Source organism: Pseudomonas sp. Z1-29 (assembly GCF_051131995.1).
GTDB lineage: Bacteria > Pseudomonadota > Gammaproteobacteria > Pseudomonadales > Pseudomonadaceae > Aquipseudomonas.
Map to the genome: position 1 here is coordinate 3477479 of NZ_CP071645.1, position 18835 is coordinate 3496313.

The window sequence follows — 18835 nt, forward strand, 5'->3', positions numbered from 1 at the left end:
GCCACGGGGACCTGCTCTGGCATGGTGGTCCGCGTTCAGGCCGATGTCCCGCCGCAAATCGGACTGATCCACCCCTGTGGGAGCGAGCCTGCTCGCGAACGCGCCAGCCCAGACGCCTCAAAATCCCGTGGCGAGGGAGCTTGCTCCCGCTCGGCTGCGCAGCAGTCGCAAAACCGGTGGATGCGGTCTGCCTGAAAGACTGCCGGGGCCCGCTTCGCAGGCCAGCGGGAGCAAGCTCCCTCGCCACGGGGGGCCTGCTCTGGCATGGCGGCTCGTGTTCAGGCCGATGTCCCGCCGCAAATCGGACTGATCACCCTGTGGGAGCGAGCCCGCTCGCGAACGCGCCAGCCCAGACGCCTCAAAACTCGTGGCGAGGGAGCTTGCTCCCGCTCGGCTGCGCAGCAGTCGCAAAACCGGTAGATGCGGTCTGCCTGAAAGACTGCCGGGGCCCGCTGCGCAGGCCAGCGGGAGCAAGCTCCCTCGCCACGGGGACCTGCTCTGGCATGGGGGTTCGTGTTCAGGCCGATGTCCCGCCGCAAATCGGACTGATCCACCCCTGTGGGAGCGAGCCTGCTCGCGAAGGCGTCAGCCCAGACGCCTCAAAACTCGTGGCGAGGGAGCTTGCTCCCGCTCGGCTGCGCAGCAGTCGCAAAACCGGTAGATGCGGTCTGCCTGAAAGACTGCCGGGGCCCGCTGCGCAGGCCAGCGGGAGCAAGCTCCCTCGCCACGGGGGACCTGCTCTGGCATGGCGGCTCGTGTTCAGGCCGATGTCCCGCCGCAAATCGGACTGATCCACCCCTGTGGGAGCGAGCCCGCTCGCGAAGGCGCCAGCCCAGACGCCTCAAAATCCCGTGGCGAGGGAGCTTGCTCTGGCATGGCGGTTCGTGTTCCACAGCCTGCGTTACCGCCTTCGCGAGCAGGCTCGCTCCCACAGGGGGTTGAGGTGGCATGAAACAGACTCAGTCGTCGTTGAACGGTGCTGCCACGTCTCTTTCGCCTGGCGCACCGGGGTTCTTCAGGATGGAGCAATTGGAACCATGCTCCTGTCCATCGAACCAAGCCTCGACAAAGGCGAACACGTCGTCCAGCGAACCATGCAACACCCCGTCATGCCCCAGGCCTTCATACGTCCGCCACGTCACCGGATTGCCAGCGGCACACAACGCCGCCGCGACCGCGTATTGCCGCTCTGGCGTAATGGTATGGTCCGCCTGGCCCGTGGCAATGAACAACGGGAAGGCTATCGACGCCTGGGGCATATCGGTCGTTGGAATGCGCGCAGCGTTCAACGCCTCTGGGGTAATCGTGAACAGCTCGGCAAACGAACCAATCTGCAACGCCTTGGACTTTTGCCCAATATCACCGGTACAGCCTTGCCGGGCGACGCTCAACAGTTCGAGCCCCTTGCCCGTCAGGATGCCTTCGATCGGTGGCCCGTCCTCACGCAACGCGCCTGACGCCATTGCCAGGAACACCGTATTGGACTGGCGCGGCGGCAGCTTGATGGGGCCTTCGGGAAATGTGCTGTTCGGTGCCGTGAGCACCGCGCCCAGAATGGGCAGTTCCGGTGCATAGGTGCCAGCAAGGATCGCCGCGCCCAGTGCCGCCCCACCGCCCTGGGATTGTCCGGCCAGGACCACGCGATTGGCGATCAGGCCTGGCTTGAAGGCTTGGGCAGCGCGAATCGAGTCCAGGACCGAGCGTCCCTCGGCCTGCCAGAACGTATAGGGATGAGGTCCTGGCCCTCCCAAGCCTTGATAATCGCTGGCAACAACCGCAAAGCCCCGCGCGAGCCAGCGATTGATATACGCCGCGTCACGCTCACGCAATCCCGCCCAGGAAGGCGCACAGGCATCGGCGATGCCCAGCGTGCCGTGAGCCCAGGCCAGCAGCGGCCAGCCTCCGGCCGGAGGATTTCCTGCCGGCAGATATAACGCCCCGCTGACCGGAACGAGGCCGGACCGCCAGCGCTGATCGATGGAGCTGTAGAGCAGACGCAAGGCCCGCGCGGCGGCAGGCAGTTGAGCCTGAACCGCCATGGCCTCGCTGCGCAGCAGCACGCCAGGCTGCGCAGGCATCGCGTCCGGCCAGCGATAAAACGGCGACAGCTGCATGTCTCCGGCAGCGGGACCGACGGGAAGCGTGCCGGCCGCCATCGCGTTGGCTGCCACGACGATGACCGCCCCCACGCAAATTCCTCTGAAGGCTTGGCGAATACTCATGGAAAGTTTCCCCGACCGGAAAATGCCTTGCGCAAGGCGTTGCCCTGCGCAGCGATGACGTTGCGTGCGACAGGAGCCACCTCATTGAAGCGAATGAACCCGTGAGGCATGTTCGCGAGTACTTGCAGATGTGTTGCCACGCCCGAGCTTTGCAATCGACTCGCCAGCTCGCGGTTTTCGTCCACCAGCGGATCCAGTTCACCGACCACCAATCGCACCGGCGGCAGGCCCGCCAAATCGGCAATGATCGGCTGCACCCGCCAGTCATCCTCGTCATTGGCCAGGTAACTGGCCCAGTAAGCGCCCATGGTCTCGACCGACAGATTCTGGCCGCCGTAGCCGCCCAGTCGCTGCCAGGAATCGGAGGTCAGGTCCCGCGAATAGCTGCCGTAGAACAGCAATAACTGCCGCAACGCATCGATTCCCGCGTCGCGTAGCGCAATGGCGACGCCCAAGGCGAGATTGGCGCCTGCCGAATCGCCGCCCAGGGCATAGCCGCGTACCGGGCAGTCGGTGATAGCGCCGAGCTTGATGACCCGGCTGACGATCGCCACCACCTCGTTGAACGCCACCGGAAAGCGATGTTCCGGCGCCAGCGCATAGTCGATGGAGAGCACCGCCAGGCCACTGTCGCGCACCAACTGGCGCAAAGGTGCGTCCCAGCCGGCGAGCGAACCGTGGCGGAATCCGCCGCCATGGCAGTAGAACATCAAGCAAGGCGTCTCATCGCCCTCCGGCCAATAGAGTTTGCAGGGCACCGTTCGCCCATCAACGGCAAAGCCCAGGGTGCGCTCGTAGGACAGCGGCACGCTGCGTTGCGCCGCCCAGGCATTGATCCGTTCCAGATGCGCCCGGACGCTGTGCACGTCCCCATGAACGACGGGCAGCAATCCCTGCTCCCGGAGCGCGCCGACCACGGCCGCCAGGTCGGGATGCACCGCCGGATTTTCCTCGCGACTCATGGCCGGTTATCCACGCGGCTCTCGCAGCTGACAGTTCGACGTCCGTCCGCGATGACGCAATGGCTGGGCGGGCTGCGTCCTTCCAGGACGGCCACCGCGCATTGGGCGGCGATCAGATTGGTGCGATTGAGCCCCTCCACCGTGGACGCGCCGACATGGGGCGTTACGATCACGTTCGGTAGCTGAATCAGTTGTTCGGTCACCGGCAAGAGCGAGGGGTCCGACTCGCTTTCAAAGACGTCGAGCCCTGCCCCTGCGATTCGCTTTTCGCGCAGGGCCCGCAGCAGATCGGCGTCGCGCACCAACCCGCCCCGCGCGGTGTTGATAAGCACCGCGGAACGCTTCATCAGGTTAAGCGCGCGCTCATCGATCAGCCCCTGGGTCTGCGGATTGAGCGGCGCGTGAAGGGTAATGAAGTCGCTTTGCCTGAGCAGCGTATCCAGGTCAACAAAATCACCGTCGGCCTCGGCGCCGCCTGGATGAGGCGTATAGATCAGCGGCCTGACTTCAAACCCGGACAAGCGCTGCAGGACGCCCCGGCCAATCCGGCCCAATCCGACGATGCCAACCGTCTTGCGGTACAGATCACCGCCCAGGGGGATCGACCAGTCATTGGCCGACAAGCCCATTTGGCAGCGCTTGAGTTGACGGCAAACGGCGAGCATCAGCGCAACGGCGTGGTCGGCGACGCTGGCATCGTTGCCGCCAGTAGCAATGGTCGCCACCTTCCCTGCCGCTGCCACCGCTGCCGTATCGACCCGCTCATAACCGACGCCGCGACGGGCGATGACTTGCAGGCGCGGCAGTGCACCCAGCAGGCTGGACGTGACATTCGCGTGCCCGACGATCCAACCGTCGGCGTCTGCCAGCAGGTCGATCAGCTGCCGTTCACTCAGGTCACCATCGGCTTGGCCGGGAGCCAGCTCTGCGACAACCACCTCACAACCATGGCTGTGTAGAAAGTCGCTGGCCATGGCGTCGAAAAACCGCTGTGTAACCACTATTTTATGGCGATGTTCAAACATCACGGACCTCTTGATAGAAACGTCCAGCGTTCAAAATGCGTAATCCAGATACACCCTGGCCTCCGAGCCGCTGACCACGTTGTCGGGTTGTGCGGATATCAATGCGACAAAGTCCTGGTCAATCCGGTAATCGATATAAATCAAGCCGACTGAGAGCCCGGCGTATTCCTTTTCATCGAAGCGATAATAGAGACGGTATTCATTCTGTCGCTCGGTCACATCGGTGCGTCGGCCGCTGAATGGATCGGTGGCGTCAAACTGACCTTGCTTATAAATAGTCATGACTTTGAAACCGTCCAGCGAAGCCCCCAATAAAGAATGTCCGCTCAAGTCATATTCGGCGCCGATTTGCCAGGTTCGCTCGCCATCGTTATTGAAGTCGTTGCCGGAGCGTGTCCAGGCATCCATCCTGCCGTCGACATTGTCCGCATGATCAAAGTAGGCATAACCGAGTTGCCCATTGCTCAACTCGGCTTTGGTCTCGGAAAACGAAACACCCAGGCGAAGTTTGTCGAGCAACAAACCAACGTTGATATTCAACCAGCTCGCATCATCGTCATAAGCGGCCTGGCCGGCCTGCCAATCACGCTCCCAGATACGTCCGGCCTTTTCGAACTCATAATATTGAGTGTCCAGTACGATCCCGGCTTTATCGCCGAGAGGCGCTTTCAACGTGAGTCCGTATCGAGTGTTTTCATTGAAGTCCCGCGATACGCCATGGTCGTAGCCAAGTTCGATGGCCTTCAGGTCGTATTTGACGCCGTAGGTGTACAGGTCTTTTATTTCCTCGCCCGACTGACTCAACAAATGCTCGAACTCTTCTCTGTCCCGAGGCGACGTACGGTTGATATAGGCCGTTTCGAACCCCAGCGTGCCGGGAAGCGGACCAATGCCCATCTCGGTGAAATTCAGATGAGCCCGACCTCCCTGGTAGGACCCAGGTACAATCCGCGTGTCGAGCGTGACCAGCGTTCCCGCATCGAACCGGCCCCGCCCTATCTGGGAGTCGACGTTCCAGCCATTCCCCTCATAACGCAATTTGAAATAACTCTGCCCGACTTTTGCGAAACCGCCATTGGTGCCATCGCTGTCATCGAACAAGTCCCGGCCGTTATCTTTGGAATCGATCATTGCCACGCCATACAGCGAGGCGTCAAACCCTACGACGCCGGCCCAATAACTTGAGTTGTAATCCAGAATTGCGCCGATTCCGGTACCGCCCAGTTTGTTGCCGTCCGGAAAACCGCCAAAACGGTCTTCGATCAAATCGTTGGATATTCGAGTATTGATATAAACCGAGCGCAGATAAGCATTCAACTTTCCTTCATGCTGGAACCGGTCCGGATAACTGATTGTTGCTGAAAGAGCCACTTCAGCCATAAACATTGTCGACAGCAACGTCATAGCGACGGCGTTAATCGATTTCATCGACCACCTCATCTATTATTTTTATTTTGACGTGAGCAGACGCAACTCGGCGTCCTTCAAACTTCGGCGCTACGCGTTAATGAATCAGATAATCGCCCGGGTAACGACCGCGGTTACAATCAAGACAAGGCTGCTGCCGATCGCCCAGAGCAGGCAATAACGTTGCATGTCGCCCATGTCACGCTTGATGATTCCGCTGATCAGATAAACCGCCGCCACCAAAGGGCTTAATGCGTGAACCGGTTGGCCCAGCACCGAGGCCCGCGCTATGTGCATCGGGTCAATACCGTATTCGACGCCCGCCGCGCCCAGTACCGGCAAGATGCCAAAGAAAAACGCGTCATTGGACAACAGGAAGTTGAGTGGCAAGGCGACGAGCGCGGTAATGATGCTGAAATATTGGCCGTGGTCGTCGGGAATCAATTGCACAATCTTTTCGGACATCCCATCAACCATGCCGGTACCTGACAAGATCCCGGTAAACGCACCTGATGCAAATATCAGGGCGATGACCATCAGGACACTTTCAGAGTGCGCCGCGACTCTGGCCTTCTGTTCCGCCAGCCGTGGATAGTTGATCAGCAGCGCCAGGGAAAGCCCCACCATCATCAACATCGGCAAAGGCGCCAGCCCTGTCGCCATCGCATACATGAGCCCAGCGGTGAGCGCGAGATTGACCCAGAAAAGCTTCGGCCGATGCGTCTCGGAATGCGTGGTCGGCAAGACGACATCTTCCGGAGCGGCGTCCTTGGCAGCGGGCGTCCAGCCCAAGCGGCGGCGCTCTCTGCGACCGATCCAGAACGCCACGACAAATGCATAGGCAAGGCCCGCGAACACGGCCGGCACCAACCCCAGGAACAACTCGGCCACATCCAGGTGAAGCGCACTGGCGGCGCGGGCCACCGGCCCTCCCCAGGGAATCAGATTGACCACGGTATTGGTCAACAACAGCATCAGCGCCAGAATCAGCGGGTTCATGCCGAGGCGAAGGTAAAGCGGCAGGAACGCAGTGGTTACAATCAAGACCGTCGTTGCGCCATCACCATCGAAAGAAATGACCGTGGCCAGCAGCGCAGTGCCCAGCACCACGCGCAGAGGATCGTTGCCCACGTAACGCAGAATCTTTCGTACAGCGGGTTCAAAGAGCCCCGCGTCAAACATGATTGCGAAATAGAGGATTGCAAACATCAACATCAGCGCGGTGGGCGCTACTTGCTTGACGCCGCTCATCACCATCGCGCCCAGTTCCGGTCCTGCTCCACTGGCCAGGCCAAACGCGACCGGGACAAGAATGAGTGCCGTCACAGCGGAAAGTCGCTTGCTTATGATCAATGCCATAAACGTGACGACCATTGCGAAACCTAACCAAGCCATGCGTTTCACCTTTTCGTTTTTATTGTTATCGATCTTCGAAAATCAATGTGAACAACTCTTGCGCAGCCGAAATCTACATAGGGGGCGAAACGCTGTAAATCTTGATTTTTTCCGTCAACATCCCTGCTGAATAAGGCTCGTCAGAGACAGCCTGGGTAGAAAAAACCAAGTTGAAACCCGGCGCCGATACACATTGACTACAGGACGGTAAATCCAATAAACATGTATACCTCTCGATCAATCCGGTTGGACCCGTCATGCCAGAACAAGAAGGCCTTTACCTCTCGGCAGAAGAGGCGGCAGCCATACTCCGGGTCAGCCTGCCGACGCTGTACGCCTATGTCAGCCGTAAAAACATCCGCTCCATCAAGATTGCCGGCTCGCCCAAGCGGCGCTACTGGGCAGAGGACATTCAACGACTGGTGAAAGTACCGGCGCAAGACAAGCCCGTTGCCAAGCGTACGACGCCGGCGGACAGCGCGATTACGCTGATAACGGACGATGGCCTGTTTTATCGCGGCCACAATGTCGTCGAGCTGGCTGATCGTTCAACCGTCGAAGAAGTCGCCGAGTTGATCTGGCAGGTGCCTTCGGCGTTCGGCACATCGCTGCCTCGGACACCGAAGGACGCTGCCAGGCTGTTGAAGATCTATGAACACACGTCCGCCCAGGAAAAAGCCATCGCGCTGTTTCCTCTGGTGCAGCGCGAAAATCCCAAGGCCTTCGACCTTTCCCCTGACAGTTACGCCCGCACCGGCGCCGATGTCGTGCGCTGGTTTGCCGCGTTGGTCGTGGGGGCGACCGAACCGAGCAACCAGCCCTTGCATGAGTTCATCACCCAGGCCTGCGGCGCCCCGCCAGCACATGCCGATCTGATCCGGCGCCTGCTGATTCTCAGCATCGATCATGAGCTGGACCACACCACCCACAGTGTCCGCGTCGCCGCCACCACCGGCGCTACGCCCTATTACGCGGTCATTGCAGCGCTCGCCGCCGCGCGAGGCCACAAGATCGCCTACGGACGAAATGAAGCCGCCAGCCGGATGATCGAGGAAATCTGTACGGCCGCGGACCCTACTCGACCGATCCTGCAGCGCTACAGCCAGGACGGACACATCGTCGGGTTCGGCCCCAATGTGCATTCGATCAACGACCCGCGAGCCAGCAACCTCATGGCCGCGTTGACTGCAGTATTTGATGGCGACAGTGAATTCATCAGGTTGCAGAAAGCCTTTTCGGTGGCCTCGGAACTCGTTGCATACCCGCCTGAATTCATTCTCCTGGTGAGTTTCATCGGCAGAAAAATGGGACTGCGCGGACAGGAAATTTCATTGGCCGGCGTCGGTCGCTCGATCGGCTGGATAGCCCATGCCAGCGAGCAATACAACCAGCACCACGAGGGCCGGCCTCGCGCTCGTTATACCGGGACGTTGCCAACGGCGACCGACATTGGGCGCCGTTGAAGTCCGCTCCGGGCGCGCCTGCGGACGAAAGATATTCCCTGCCTGTGAGGCCTCTTCGCGAGCAAGCTCGCTCCCACCTTAGATCTGCGCCATCCAGAACATCCATGCACGACACATGACCTGTGTGGTAGCGAGCTTGCTCGCGATGGCGGCGTTTCAGGCGATGGGGATGTTGGATGGACTGGCCTCTTCGCGAGCAGGCTCGCTCCCACAGTAGGTCTGCGCCATCCAGAACATCCATGCACGACACATGACCTGTGTGGGAGATTCTATGGTGCAGGGCTAGCCCCTAAATGCCTTTTGGTAAGTATTCGCTCTGGTTCTTCAACAGAGCGAATACCACTCGGGCAAGCTTGCGGGCCAGCGCTACCAATGCCTCGGTTGTGCTGAGCCCTCGGGACCTCAAACCCTCGTAAAATCCCTTCCACGCCGCTGTGCGACTCGCCGACATCGCGGCGTTGTGCATCAATCGGCGTGCCTCCGGATCACCTCGCTTAGACAGGCAGCGGCGTCCCTTCTTTTTTCCCGAGTCCGATATGCGCAGGTCCAGACCCAGAAAAGCGATGAAGGCATCGGCATTTCTGAAATCTCCACGCTGAAACGACGTAAGTAAACGGGCACCGCTTAACAGACCGATGCCTTCGACTTTCATGCAGCGCTTGAGCTGACTGCCCAAACCGGCTGCATCCAACTGCGTCTGGATTGTTTTCTCAAGCAAAATTTCGAGTCTTTGCATGGCCTTTATCTGGTTCTCGAAGGCCGTTTTGAGCAACGGTTCGTTCGACCAGCTTTGCTTGAGGCTGACACGCGCCTGAACCAAGGCTGCCCGTCGCCGGAAAAGGCTTATAAGCCTGCAATACAGGGGCGATGGCGGGGACCAAGGGTGCAACTGGTGGCCTTCGTTGTTCAAGTAGCGAGCCAACAACCGAGCATCCAGCGCATCGGTTTTAGCGCGCACTTTCACACCTTTGCGGTAATGACTGAGTTCGTAACCGCCGATCATATAAATCACACAGCCATGCGCATAAGCCAGATCGGCGAAGTCCTGGTGATAGATATTGGTGGCTTCGATGGCGACATCCACTGGCGCAGGTAATGCCTTGAGCCACTTCTTAATATCAGCTTTGGTGTTGGGGATCGTTTCGAGTCGATCGGATTGGGCGTGATAAATCACCAACTCATCTTTGGCGACATCCACACCTACGATCGGCTGGGCGGTGGCGACGGGCATTGCCATTGAAAATCCTCCGGGCTAAGGTTTGAACACTTGAAGGGTTCACCCAGAGGCGCAGGCTTGTTCCTATCGTCGGTCTAGGCCAGATGCATTCTTTATCGGCGCTTGGGTGAAAGGAGGAGGGGTGAAATCTCCCACGGTCTGTACTGCGGCTAACAGTCAGAATCGAGCCTAGTCCCTCCTCCTCCCTTCAAGTCCTACCATACAAGCGAGCCTGCTCGCGATGGCGGCGTTTCAGGCGATGGGGATGTTGGATGGACTGGCATCTTCGCGAGCAGGCTCGCTCCCACCGTAGGTCTGCGCCATCCAGAACATCCATGCACGGCACATGACCTGTGTGGGAGCGAGCTTGCTCGCGATGGCGGCGTTTCAGGCGATGGGGATGTTGGATGGACTGGCATCTTCGCGAGCAGGCTCGCTCCCACCGTAGGTCTGCGCCATCCAGAACATCCATGCACGACACATCACCCTGTGGGAGCGAGCCTGCTCGCGATGGCAGCGTTTCAGGCGATGGGGATGTTGGATGGACTGGCCTCTTCGCGAGCAGGCTCGCTCCCACCGTAGGTCTGCGCCATCCAGAACATCCATGCACGACACATGACCTGTGTGGGAGATTCTATGTTGCAGGGGAACCCTGCAGCATAGAATTAGGGCGATATTCGCTCTGGTTTTTCATCAGGGCGAATGCCACCCGGCACAATTTACGGGCGAGGCTCACCAGGGCTTGGGTTCTGGCGAAACCTCTTGCCAAGCAGGACTCGTAGTAAGGTTTCCAGACAGGAGACCGGCTAGCCGCCATTGCCGCGGTGTGCGCCAAGCGTCGCAGTTCGCCATCTCCTTTCTTGCTTAGGTGCCTGGGGCTGTGTTTTTTTCCGGAATCCTTTGGCCTCAGGTCCATCCCTAAAAAGGCAATAAACGCATCGCCGCTGGCGAAGTCACCTCGCATGAAGGCTGTCGCCAGACCTGTTGCCGTCAGTTCACCCACGCCCTCAATGGCTTTGCAGCGGTTGATGTTTTCAGTAATTCCCGCCTCTTGGCTGGCCTCGCGCAATAGCTTCTGGATGGCCCGATCGCTTTGCTTGAAGGCCTCCAGTTGCTCGGTCAGGATATCCTTCAGAAGCGGTTCGCCCGACCAACTCAGCATGAGGCTGACGCGCGCTTTGATGAGTTCTGCGCGCTTGCGTAGCAGGCTCTTTAATACTTTGTAGGCCTGCGGAGGTGGGGTCCAGACGCGTAGCCGTTGCTGTTCGTTTGTCAGATAGCGCGCCAGCAAACGTGCATCGCAAGGATCGGTTTTGGCCCGCTGTCCAATGCTTTCGCGGTAGTGGGCCACCCGATAGGCATCCACAACGTAAACCCTGTGCCCCATCCCATGAGCCAGTTCAGCCGTGTCCAGGTGATAAAAGCTGGTGGCTTCTAGTGCAATCAAACTTTGCGCTGGCAACGTTTCGAGCCAACGAACAAGGGCCTTACGGTCGTTATCAACAATCTGAATGCTTTTTAGATCTTCGCGATAAGCCACGATTTCAGCCTTGGCGACATCAATACCGATAACCGCTGGGGAGGTAAGGATTGTCATCTCGAATCCTCGGAGCTAGGGTTTAGATGCTTGTCGGGGTCTACCGTAGCGCTGGCTTGCTTCTATCGTCGGTTTACCGATGAATTCCTTATCGGCGCTTTAGGTAGAAAGGGCGGGACGAGAAGTCTCCCACGGTCCGTACTGGCTAGAGTCGGAATCGAGCTTTTAGTCCCGCCCACCCCTTCAAGTCTAAACATACAAGCGAGCTTGCTCGCGATGGCGGGGTTTCAGGCGATGGGGATGTTGGATGGACTGGCCTCTTCGCGAGCAGGCTCGCTCCACCGTAGGTCTGCGCCATCCAGAACATCCATGCACGGCACATGACCTGTGGGAGCGAGCCTGCTCGCGAAGCTTCTCAAAGGCGCAGTGCAGCCGGTTTCTGGTCCGCAATGGGGGCGACAGCCATCGCCGCAAACAACGAATTGAACTGCGTCTGCCGCTCAAGCCCGGCGACGAACCCAAGCACCAGGTCTTGTGCCGACGCGTCGATATGCGGCATCGCCATGCGCCGGAATTTCCGCTCGAAATCCCCATCGGTCATCGGCGTTTCGACTGACCCGGGGCCGGTGATCATTTCGCTCACCACCTGCTCGCCGCAGACCAGCGTCACACTGACACGATTGGCAAGGTGCCTTGGAAACAGCGCCGTCAACGCCGGATCCTCCGTGACGCTGACCTTGTCCATCAAGGCAATCGCCGCAGGGTCGGCGATTTTTTCCGCGGAATACGAAGCGATGGTGATATCCCCGTCGAGCAATGCCCGAGCCACGTTATAGGGCAGGCTGTGGTCCGCCGTCTCGCGGGTTTTCGGCAACCATTTCTCCGCGGTGTCCGCGAGGACACGACGGTTGAATTCGGACGTTTCGATGGTAATGGCAGCGATGTCATTCACGTTGTCGATGCGCTTGCGGATATCCAGCGCGGCCCAGACGGCGGTGTGCAGCTCGCCGTTGGCGGGGAATGTCTTGGTCAGCGAGCGTCGTATCGCATAGTCGCCATTGTCGGGCGTAGCAAAACGATCAGTGTCCAGCTCGAACGGCCCTGAAACCAGCTTGAAGAACCCCATCTCGCCCTCGAAGACCGGCGACGGCCCGGTCATGCCATGGCGCGCCAGCTGGGCCGCAAAAACCGCGTTGCGCGCGGCATTGGCGGCCGAACAGCCCTTCCAGTCGGACAAGGTTCCACTGCGCACCTGGCGCATTGCCAAGTGCCCGCTCAAGGCGATGTTGATGGCTTGCTCGGTCTGCGCAACGTCCAGCTTCATCAGGTTGGAAGCCGCCGCTGCCATCGCGACGTTGATGTAATTGACGTGGTCCCAGCCACGCCTGTTCAAGCTTGCCGCATCCTGCAAGCGCATCTGGATCTCATAGGCCAGGACGATGGCCGAAATCAGTTCGGCGCCGGTAGCGCTCTCGGCTTGCGCCACGGCGAGGCAGGCCGGGATGTTGTCACTCGGATGGCCCGGCTCCAAGCCCATGTAGCCATCGTTGTAGTCGAGGAAACGAACCATCAGGCCGTTGGCGAAGGCAGCAATTTCCGCTGTCGTTTGCAGGTTCGAGCCGAATATGCCGGCGGTTGTCGCGGGGTTGGCAGCCGCATAACCCAGCGCAGCCTTTACCGGGGCCGCCCCGTAGGCGCCCAGCACGCAGGCCAGGCTGTCGATGAAGCGCTGGCGTACCAGGTGGATGATTTCGTCGGGCAGGCGCTGTTTCCTGAATGCGTGGGCATAGCGTGCCAGCCGCATCGCAACGGTTGAATCCGTCATGATTACCTCGGGTAAATGGATGGGTCAGTCCTCGTCCATGAGGCGAACAGAGCAAAGCGCGAACGGGCCTCAGTCGATGGTCACATCAAGCAGCCGGACGTATTGCTGGCCGGCATGCATGTCGCGCTCGACCATTCCGCCCTGGGGTGTTGGGCGGGGAAAGGAAATCTTGACCATTTCCAGGTTCGCCACCGGGATGTGCTTGACCCGCTCGGGATCAGTGCCGTAGAGCTTCGCGAATTGCGCCGGGGAAAGTGCCGCGCAATCGGAATAGCGCTCGAAATTCTCCCGCCCGTTGAAAAAGATATCGAAGGTGATCCAGAACGGCCCCGCTTGCTTGGATCGGACATGCCGGCATACATCACGCAACTTGGTCATTGTGCAAGCTCCTTCCTGGCCACCGAGGTAGCCGATAAATCAATCCACTCCAGACGAACCAACTCCATGGGATCCTCAAGTTCCACCACGTGATTCAACTTGAACTCGAAAATCTGCCCACGCGGTATATCAGCCGGGGTAAAGGCAAATCCATACGACGGCAGTTCCTTGCCCATGACACTCGGGTAATGGAAGAAATAGGGATTACACGCGTGGGCAATGGTGTTGGCGATTTCCTGGGTTGCGGCAGTTGCCACAAACAACATGCCAAGTTCCGGCGGCGGTAATGTTCCCGCAGGCGGCGTTACACCGGTGACGCCGTTCCACCCATACATGCGCAGGGAAATATGAAACTCGCCCAGTTCCTCGACGGGGATGGATTGGCGGGTTCTTGTATAAAGCGCTTCAAGTAACCGATCATGGAAACCGTCGATATCCTTGAGTACATCGGGGTCTTGAATGCCCACCAGCATGATCGTTTGATATAAACCGGCCGCGGCGCCTTCCAACTTCATGGTGTACGGCATTTCCTCCCAGCGCGAACCTTCGACCCGGACAGCACGGCCATTGAGATCGGTGTAACGTGCCTCGGCTACATTCAAGATGCCACCGGGCTCGACCAACCGGAACGGGTCGCTGTTTTCGTAGAGCATGTGGGCCGAAACGCTATGGGGCGTGCACCGGTTATCCTGGCTCAACGGCTCGACTTCGAAGCCGTTCGCATCGACACTCAGCAGGATTCCCGAGCCTAGCGTGGGATTGACGGCACACTGTACGCCGCATTCGCCGGTCTTGCCAGCGTGCCACGAAGGCCCCCAAGGCGCGCCTTTCCAGATTGGATAACAGGCAATGACCGCGGTATCGGTGGAGCGGCCGGCCAATATGATATCGGCACCGGCCTCCAGCGCAGCGAGAAAGGGCTCCACCCCCAGCGCGGCGACAATATGTTCGCAAGCGTCCACCGTTGCGTCGTCCAACGCAGTATGTGGCGACAAGGGTTTTATACGCCTCTCGGCGTTCAAGTTCTTTATCGTGTCCTTGTCCTGCTCGCAATAAATGAGCGCAATCTTTGGCGCCACGCCCAACTCTTCGGCTATTTCCAAGGCGATATCACGCGTCCAGTTCAAATTAAGATCGCCTCCGGCCTGACCGGCGGTACCGACAATGATCGGCACTCCGGATTGCGCCTGGGCTTTCATCAATATCATCAAGTCACGCTTGACCGCGCCTCGGTTGTTCTTCGATTTACCCAGTGCAAGATAAGCCGCGCCACTGTCGGTTGAACCGGCATCGGTAGCGATAACTTGTGCACCGGCGGCCAATCCATAGGCTATTTCCTGTTCCCGAACGCCCGCGCCCAAAGAACCGCAGGGAACAATGACTTTTATACAATCTTGAAATACCGTTCGCATAAATCCCTCTTCTTTTTTACTTCTTCTTTGAGGCGATGATAAGGCTTGCAACGGTGTTGACAAGTGGACAGATTTTGTCCATATAACTACGCCAACGCTAACTTCGCCGCTTCGAAAAACTCGCAGCGAGTTGAGCGATATCAAAACTGTTTTCGGCGTGGACTCAGTAGGCAAAGGACTTCATTGATGGAGCAACACATGCGCCAGACCGGACCGGATGAACCGCCGCAGAACGCTCCCCAGCGCATCAGCGCCGAGTCGATGGCGCGTTTCATGCCGGGCACGCCGCAAGTCGTGCCGACGCGTGCGCAGGTCCAGGAAATGGTGGTGCAGCTGTTCAGCCACCCTACGGTAGTCGAGCCGATCCTGGTGCCCGCGGTGGTCGAGCCTCTGCTCGTCCTGGTGCTGACCGGGGGCGCCCGGATCGAGGAACGTTCGCTGGGCGGCGAATGGGAAGCCGTCGATGTTCAGGCCGGTGATTTCTACCTCACCAGCACGAACGAGCCTTACGAGATGCGCTGGCAAACGCAAGGTTGCGACACCTTTGAAGTCATGCACCTGTATCTCGGTTTGCCGTTGATCGAGCGCGCCGCGCGCGACGTGCTCGGGGAACGGGCCGGTCCTGTCACCTTTCGCGATATCTCCGGAGCCCGGGATCTGCGGGTGAGCTTCATGCTGGATCAGTTGCGCAACGAGCTGGTCGACGAACGCCAGCCCAGCCCACTGTTTGCACAGAGCCTGGCCCAGGCACTGGCGGTGCACCTGGTGCGTACCTACCTCGCGCCCCACAGCGGAGCCTCGCGCAGCAACGCGCTGCAGGCGTACAAATTGCGTCGGGTCCTCGAGACGATGAACCAGCGCCTCGCCGATGATTTCAGCCTTGCCCACCTGGCCCAGGTCGTGGAGCTGAGCGAGTATCACTTCAGCCGAATGTTCAAGCGCGCCACAGGCCTGTCGCCTTCGCAGTATTTCATACGCCTGCGCATGAGCCGGGCCCGGCAACTGCTGCTCGAAACGGACCGCAGCGTCATCGACATCGGATTGGAAGTGGGTTACTCAAGCCCGAGCCATTTCTCCCAGGTCTTTCGCCGGGAGATAGGCGTGACGCCCAGCGATTATCGCCAGGCGTGAGGCCTGTTTCAGCCACTGGCCAGCGCCCTGCTCACTCGTTGATGTAACGTTCACAGCGCGCAGACAGGAAGGCCCTGAGCACCTGGACCGACGGCGTCAGCGAGGTTCGATGGGCGCACACCAGTTGCAGCGGCGCTGGCTGGCCATACTCCGCTGGAAAAATCTCCACCAGGCGACCGCTGCGAAGGTCGTCCATTACATCGAGCTTCGATTTGTAGACGATCCCCTGGCCCGCCACGGCCCAACGCCTGGCAATATCAGCGTCATCACTGATGCGATCGCCAGCGACCTGAACCGTTTCCAGCCCATTCGCTGTCTGGAAGATCCAACGCTCGTAGGTTTGCTCACCCATCACGTAACGCAGGCAATTGTGCCCGCTCAGCTCACCCGGCGTCTTTGGCAGGCCGTGCCGCGCGATGTAGTCGGGTGAGGCACACACGGTCCTTCGGTTGGATGGAGCCAGCATCAGGGAGACGAGGCTCGAATCGGCCAACTGACCATAACGAATGCTCGCATCGAGATGCTCCCCGAACAGGTCGGCGACCTGGTCGCTGACCCGCAGCTGCAACAGTACCTTGGGGTGCATCTGCTGGAACTCGTCCAGCCACGGCAGCAGCAGGTTTCGCCCGATGTCCGAGGGCACCGACAAGCGCAGCGTCCCGGCCACTTCGTCACGTCCCTCGGCCAGGGCGAGCTCGCCATCCGCCAGTACCTCCAATGCCCGCCGGGCATGGGCCAGATAGCGCTCACCATCATCCGACAAACGCAGCCGCCGCGTAGAGCGCACGAACAGCCTCACCCCCAGGCTTGCCTCGAGTCGCTGTACCGCGACGCTGGCCAGCGCCGGAGAAATATCCAGCAAGCGCGCCGCCGCGGAAAAACTCCCGGCGTCAGTGGTCGTCACGAACACCTGTAGATCATCGACTCGAACTATCTTCTTCACGCTGCGCGATTCTTTACCTGGACAGGAGCTTTTCAGCGTAATGGGAAAAGCGCTCATTGCACAGGGCAGCCAGGCTCCGGCACGACGCAGCGCGTGACTTTTCCGCTCCGTCAGATCCTGTAATAAATCGCTTCATATGAAATGCTGGAAACCGTTGTAGGATTTCTTCCCCAATTATTGCCAGACCCGTATGAACACCCTTCAGGAACCTCCCAGTCGCTTTTCAAGAAACACGGTCTCCCCCGCTTCAGCGCCGCGCACATCGCGGCTGCAACCCTCTTCCCTCATATTGATCGCCCGAGGGAGCGAATAACCCATGGAATGGATCGTTGACCCCACGGCATGGCTCGGCCTGCTGACCCTGATCGTGCTGGAGCTGGTGCTCGGCATCGATAACCTCGTATTCATCGCCATCCTGGCGGACAAGCTCCCCCCCGCGCAGCGCGACCGTGCCCGAGTCATCGGCCTGTCCCTGGCGCTGCTGATGCGCCTGGGCCTGCTGGCGAGCATTTCCTGGATGGTGACCCTGACCAACCCGCTGTTCGAAGTGTTCGGCAAGACGTTCTCGGGCCGCGACTTGATCATGCTGTTTGGCGGCGTGTTCCTGTTGTTCAAGGCAACCATGGAGTTGCATGAGCGACTCGAGGGCCACGTGGCGCAACGTTCCGGCAACGCCGCCTATGCGCTGTTCTGGCCGATCGTTGCGCAGATCGTGGTGCTGGATGCGGTCTTTTCCCTGGATGCGGTGATCACCGCCGTGGGCATGGTTGAACATCTGTCAGTGATGATGATCGCGGTGATCTTCTCCATCGGCCTGATGATGATCGCGAGCAAGCCGTTGACGAAATTCGTCAATGGCCACCCTACCGTCATCATGCTGTGCCTGGGCTTTTTGATGATGATCGGCTTCAGCCTCACCGCCGAGGGCCTGGGTTTCCACATTCCTAAAGGTTACCTGTACGCCGCGATTGGCTTCTCGATCCTGATCGAGCTGTTCAACCAGTTGGCGCGCTCGCGGCGCAAGAAAAACCTGCAAGGTCTTCGGCCGATGCGCGAGCGTACCGCCCATGCGGTGCTGCGCCTGCTGGGCGGTCAAAAGCTGGGGGCCGATGAGGTCGGTGAAGAAATCGCCGACCTGCTGGAAGGCGAAAAAACCGAACAGGTTTTCCATCGACGCGAACGGGTGATGATCAGCGGCGTGCTGCAATTGGCGGAGCGCCCGATACGCAGTGTGATGACCCCTCGCGCGCAAATCGACCACCTCGACCTGGCGAACACGCCGGAAGACATCCGTACGACGCTGATGCACTCGTCGTATTCGCGCTTGCCGTTGATTCGCGACGGACGCGTGGATGAGCCGTTGGGTTTCGTCCACAAGAAGGAGCTGCTCAAGGAAATACTGGCGGGCAATCAACCGAATCTGGAAGCCATGGCGCGCAAAGCCATCAACCTGCTCGACAGCTTCACGATCCTCAACGCGCTGGAGCAAATGCGCAAGGAATCGACTCACATCGCCTTCGTGGTCAACGAGTTCGGTGACTTCGTCGGCTTGCTCACGATGACCGACATCCTCGAATCCATTGCCGGCGAATTGCCCGACGCCAGTGAAATCGACGGGCCGAATATTGTTGCGCAAGAGGACGGTTTCCTCGTCAGCGGGGCCCTGAACCTCAGCCAGGTTCGCGAACACATCGGTTTCCAGGCGTACGCGACGGAGGATTACCAGACCCTTGCAGGTCTGGTGATGAGCTTGCTGGATCGCTTGCCGATGATTGGCGATACCCTGAATTGGCAGGGATGGCGCATGACCGTCATGGAGGTTGAAGAGCGTCGGGTAACCAGGGTCTTGCTACGTATCGAGGAACAGGCGTGACCTGCTAGCTGCCAAATGGTGCTGGCGCCGCAGCATATGAAACGTA

General features: G+C 59.5%; 14 protein-coding genes. 3 read left to right on the forward strand and 11 right to left on the reverse strand.

The features are described from left to right. Positions 1-959: 959 nt before the first annotated feature. The 5 genes from J3P84_RS15590 to J3P84_RS15610 all read right to left on the reverse strand — a co-directional run bounded on the left by J3P84_RS15590 (position 960) and on the right by J3P84_RS15610 (position 7011). The gene (locus J3P84_RS15590; RefSeq protein ID WP_434624185.1) at positions 960-2222 is read right to left on the reverse strand and encodes an alpha/beta fold hydrolase; all 1263 of its coding nucleotides are present in this window, start codon (positions 2220-2222) and stop codon (positions 960-962) included. Beyond that, positions 2219-3184, reverse strand: coding sequence for an alpha/beta hydrolase (locus J3P84_RS15595; protein WP_434624187.1), 966 nt, complete (start codon positions 3182-3184; stop codon positions 2219-2221). Before J3P84_RS15595 ends, J3P84_RS15590 begins: the two co-directional genes overlap by 4 nt. Further along, positions 3181-4209, reverse strand: coding sequence for a phosphoglycerate dehydrogenase (locus J3P84_RS15600; RefSeq protein ID WP_434624189.1), 1029 nt, complete (start codon positions 4207-4209; stop codon positions 3181-3183). The genes J3P84_RS15595 and J3P84_RS15600 overlap by 4 nt, the downstream gene beginning before the upstream one ends. Positions 4210-4239: 30 nt before the next feature. Then, entirely contained in the window at positions 4240-5637 is a 1398-nt protein-coding gene (locus tag J3P84_RS15605) for an OprD family outer membrane porin (protein WP_434624191.1), read from the reverse strand. Positions 5638-5721: 84 nt separating this feature from the next. Beyond that, a complete protein-coding gene (locus J3P84_RS15610; protein WP_434624193.1) occupies positions 5722-7011 on the reverse strand; it encodes a CitMHS family transporter in 1290 nt (429 codons plus the stop codon). 257 nt (positions 7012-7268) lie between these two features. Between J3P84_RS15610 and J3P84_RS15615 the strand changes: the two genes are divergently transcribed. Then, positions 7269-8474 carry a citrate synthase gene (locus tag J3P84_RS15615; protein ID WP_434624195.1) on the forward strand — a complete coding sequence of 402 codons (1206 nt, stop codon included), beginning with the start codon at positions 7269-7271 and terminating at the stop codon, positions 8472-8474. Between the two features lie 289 nt (positions 8475-8763). Here J3P84_RS15615 and J3P84_RS15620 read toward each other — a convergent pair whose 3' ends face one another. The 5 genes from J3P84_RS15620 to J3P84_RS15640 all read right to left on the reverse strand — a co-directional run bounded on the left by J3P84_RS15620 (position 8764) and on the right by J3P84_RS15640 (position 14842). Beyond that, entirely contained in the window at positions 8764-9711 is a 948-nt protein-coding gene (locus J3P84_RS15620) for an IS110 family transposase (protein ID WP_434623735.1), read from the reverse strand. Positions 9712-10324: 613 nt separating this feature from the next. Beyond that, on the reverse strand, positions 10325-11287 hold the full coding sequence (locus tag J3P84_RS15625) for an IS110 family transposase (RefSeq protein ID WP_434624197.1): 963 nt from the start codon (positions 11285-11287) through the stop codon (positions 10325-10327). 355 nt (positions 11288-11642) lie between these two features. After that, a complete protein-coding gene (locus tag J3P84_RS15630; protein WP_434624199.1) occupies positions 11643-13052 on the reverse strand; it encodes an MmgE/PrpD family protein in 1410 nt (469 codons plus the stop codon). Positions 13053-13121: 69 nt separating this feature from the next. Continuing rightward, a complete protein-coding gene (locus J3P84_RS15635; protein ID WP_434624201.1) occupies positions 13122-13430 on the reverse strand; it encodes a DUF4387 domain-containing protein in 309 nt (102 codons plus the stop codon). Beyond that, entirely contained in the window at positions 13427-14842 is a 1416-nt protein-coding gene (locus tag J3P84_RS15640; protein ID WP_434624203.1) for an acyclic terpene utilization AtuA family protein, read from the reverse strand. The genes J3P84_RS15635 and J3P84_RS15640 overlap by 4 nt, the downstream gene beginning before the upstream one ends. 261 nt (positions 14843-15103) lie before the next feature. Between J3P84_RS15640 and J3P84_RS15645 the strand changes: the two genes are divergently transcribed. Next, complete coding sequence (locus J3P84_RS15645; protein ID WP_434631351.1) at positions 15104-15973, forward strand: helix-turn-helix domain-containing protein; 870 nt, start codon at positions 15104-15106, stop codon at positions 15971-15973. 31 nt (positions 15974-16004) lie between these two features. Here J3P84_RS15645 and J3P84_RS15650 read toward each other — a convergent pair whose 3' ends face one another. Further along, a complete protein-coding gene (locus J3P84_RS15650; protein ID WP_434605113.1) occupies positions 16005-16907 on the reverse strand; it encodes a LysR substrate-binding domain-containing protein in 903 nt (300 codons plus the stop codon). A gap of 325 nt (positions 16908-17232) precedes the next feature. On the opposite strand from J3P84_RS15650, the gene J3P84_RS15655 reads away from it, so the two are divergent. After that, positions 17233-18789, forward strand: a complete 1557-nt coding sequence (locus J3P84_RS15655) for a TerC family protein (RefSeq protein ID WP_434624204.1) — start codon at positions 17233-17235, stop codon at positions 18787-18789. The last annotated feature ends 46 nt before the right edge of the window (positions 18790-18835 follow it).

Excerpts from the sequence above, each read along its gene's own strand:
- J3P84_RS15595 (WP_434624187.1), bottom strand. The coding sequence starts at position 3,184 with ATGAGTCGCGAGGAAAATCCGGCGGTGCATCCCGACCTGGCGGCCGTG.
- J3P84_RS15590 (WP_434624185.1), bottom strand. The coding sequence starts at position 2,222 with ATGAGTATTCGCCAAGCCTTCAGAGGAATTTGCGTGGGGGCGGTCATC.
- J3P84_RS15655 (WP_434624204.1), top strand. The coding sequence starts at position 17,233 with ATGGAATGGATCGTTGACCCCACGGCATGGCTCGGCCTGCTGACCCTG.
- J3P84_RS15605 (WP_434624191.1), bottom strand. The coding sequence starts at position 5,637 with ATGAAATCGATTAACGCCGTCGCTATGACGTTGCTGTCGACAATGTTT.
- J3P84_RS15625 (WP_434624197.1), bottom strand. The coding sequence starts at position 11,287 with ATGACAATCCTTACCTCCCCAGCGGTTATCGGTATTGATGTCGCCAAG.
- J3P84_RS15610 (WP_434624193.1), bottom strand. The coding sequence starts at position 7,011 with ATGGCTTGGTTAGGTTTCGCAATGGTCGTCACGTTTATGGCATTGATC.
- J3P84_RS15615 (WP_434624195.1), top strand. The coding sequence starts at position 7,269 with ATGCCAGAACAAGAAGGCCTTTACCTCTCGGCAGAAGAGGCGGCAGCC.
- J3P84_RS15620 (WP_434623735.1), bottom strand. The coding sequence starts at position 9,711 with ATGGCAATGCCCGTCGCCACCGCCCAGCCGATCGTAGGTGTGGATGTC.
- J3P84_RS15645 (WP_434631351.1), top strand. The coding sequence starts at position 15,104 with ATGGCGCGTTTCATGCCGGGCACGCCGCAAGTCGTGCCGACGCGTGCG.
- J3P84_RS15635 (WP_434624201.1), bottom strand. The coding sequence starts at position 13,430 with ATGACCAAGTTGCGTGATGTATGCCGGCATGTCCGATCCAAGCAAGCG.
- J3P84_RS15600 (WP_434624189.1), bottom strand. The coding sequence starts at position 4,209 with ATGTTTGAACATCGCCATAAAATAGTGGTTACACAGCGGTTTTTCGAC.
- J3P84_RS15630 (WP_434624199.1), bottom strand. The coding sequence starts at position 13,052 with ATGACGGATTCAACCGTTGCGATGCGGCTGGCACGCTATGCCCACGCA.
- J3P84_RS15640 (WP_434624203.1), bottom strand. The coding sequence starts at position 14,842 with ATGCGAACGGTATTTCAAGATTGTATAAAAGTCATTGTTCCCTGCGGT.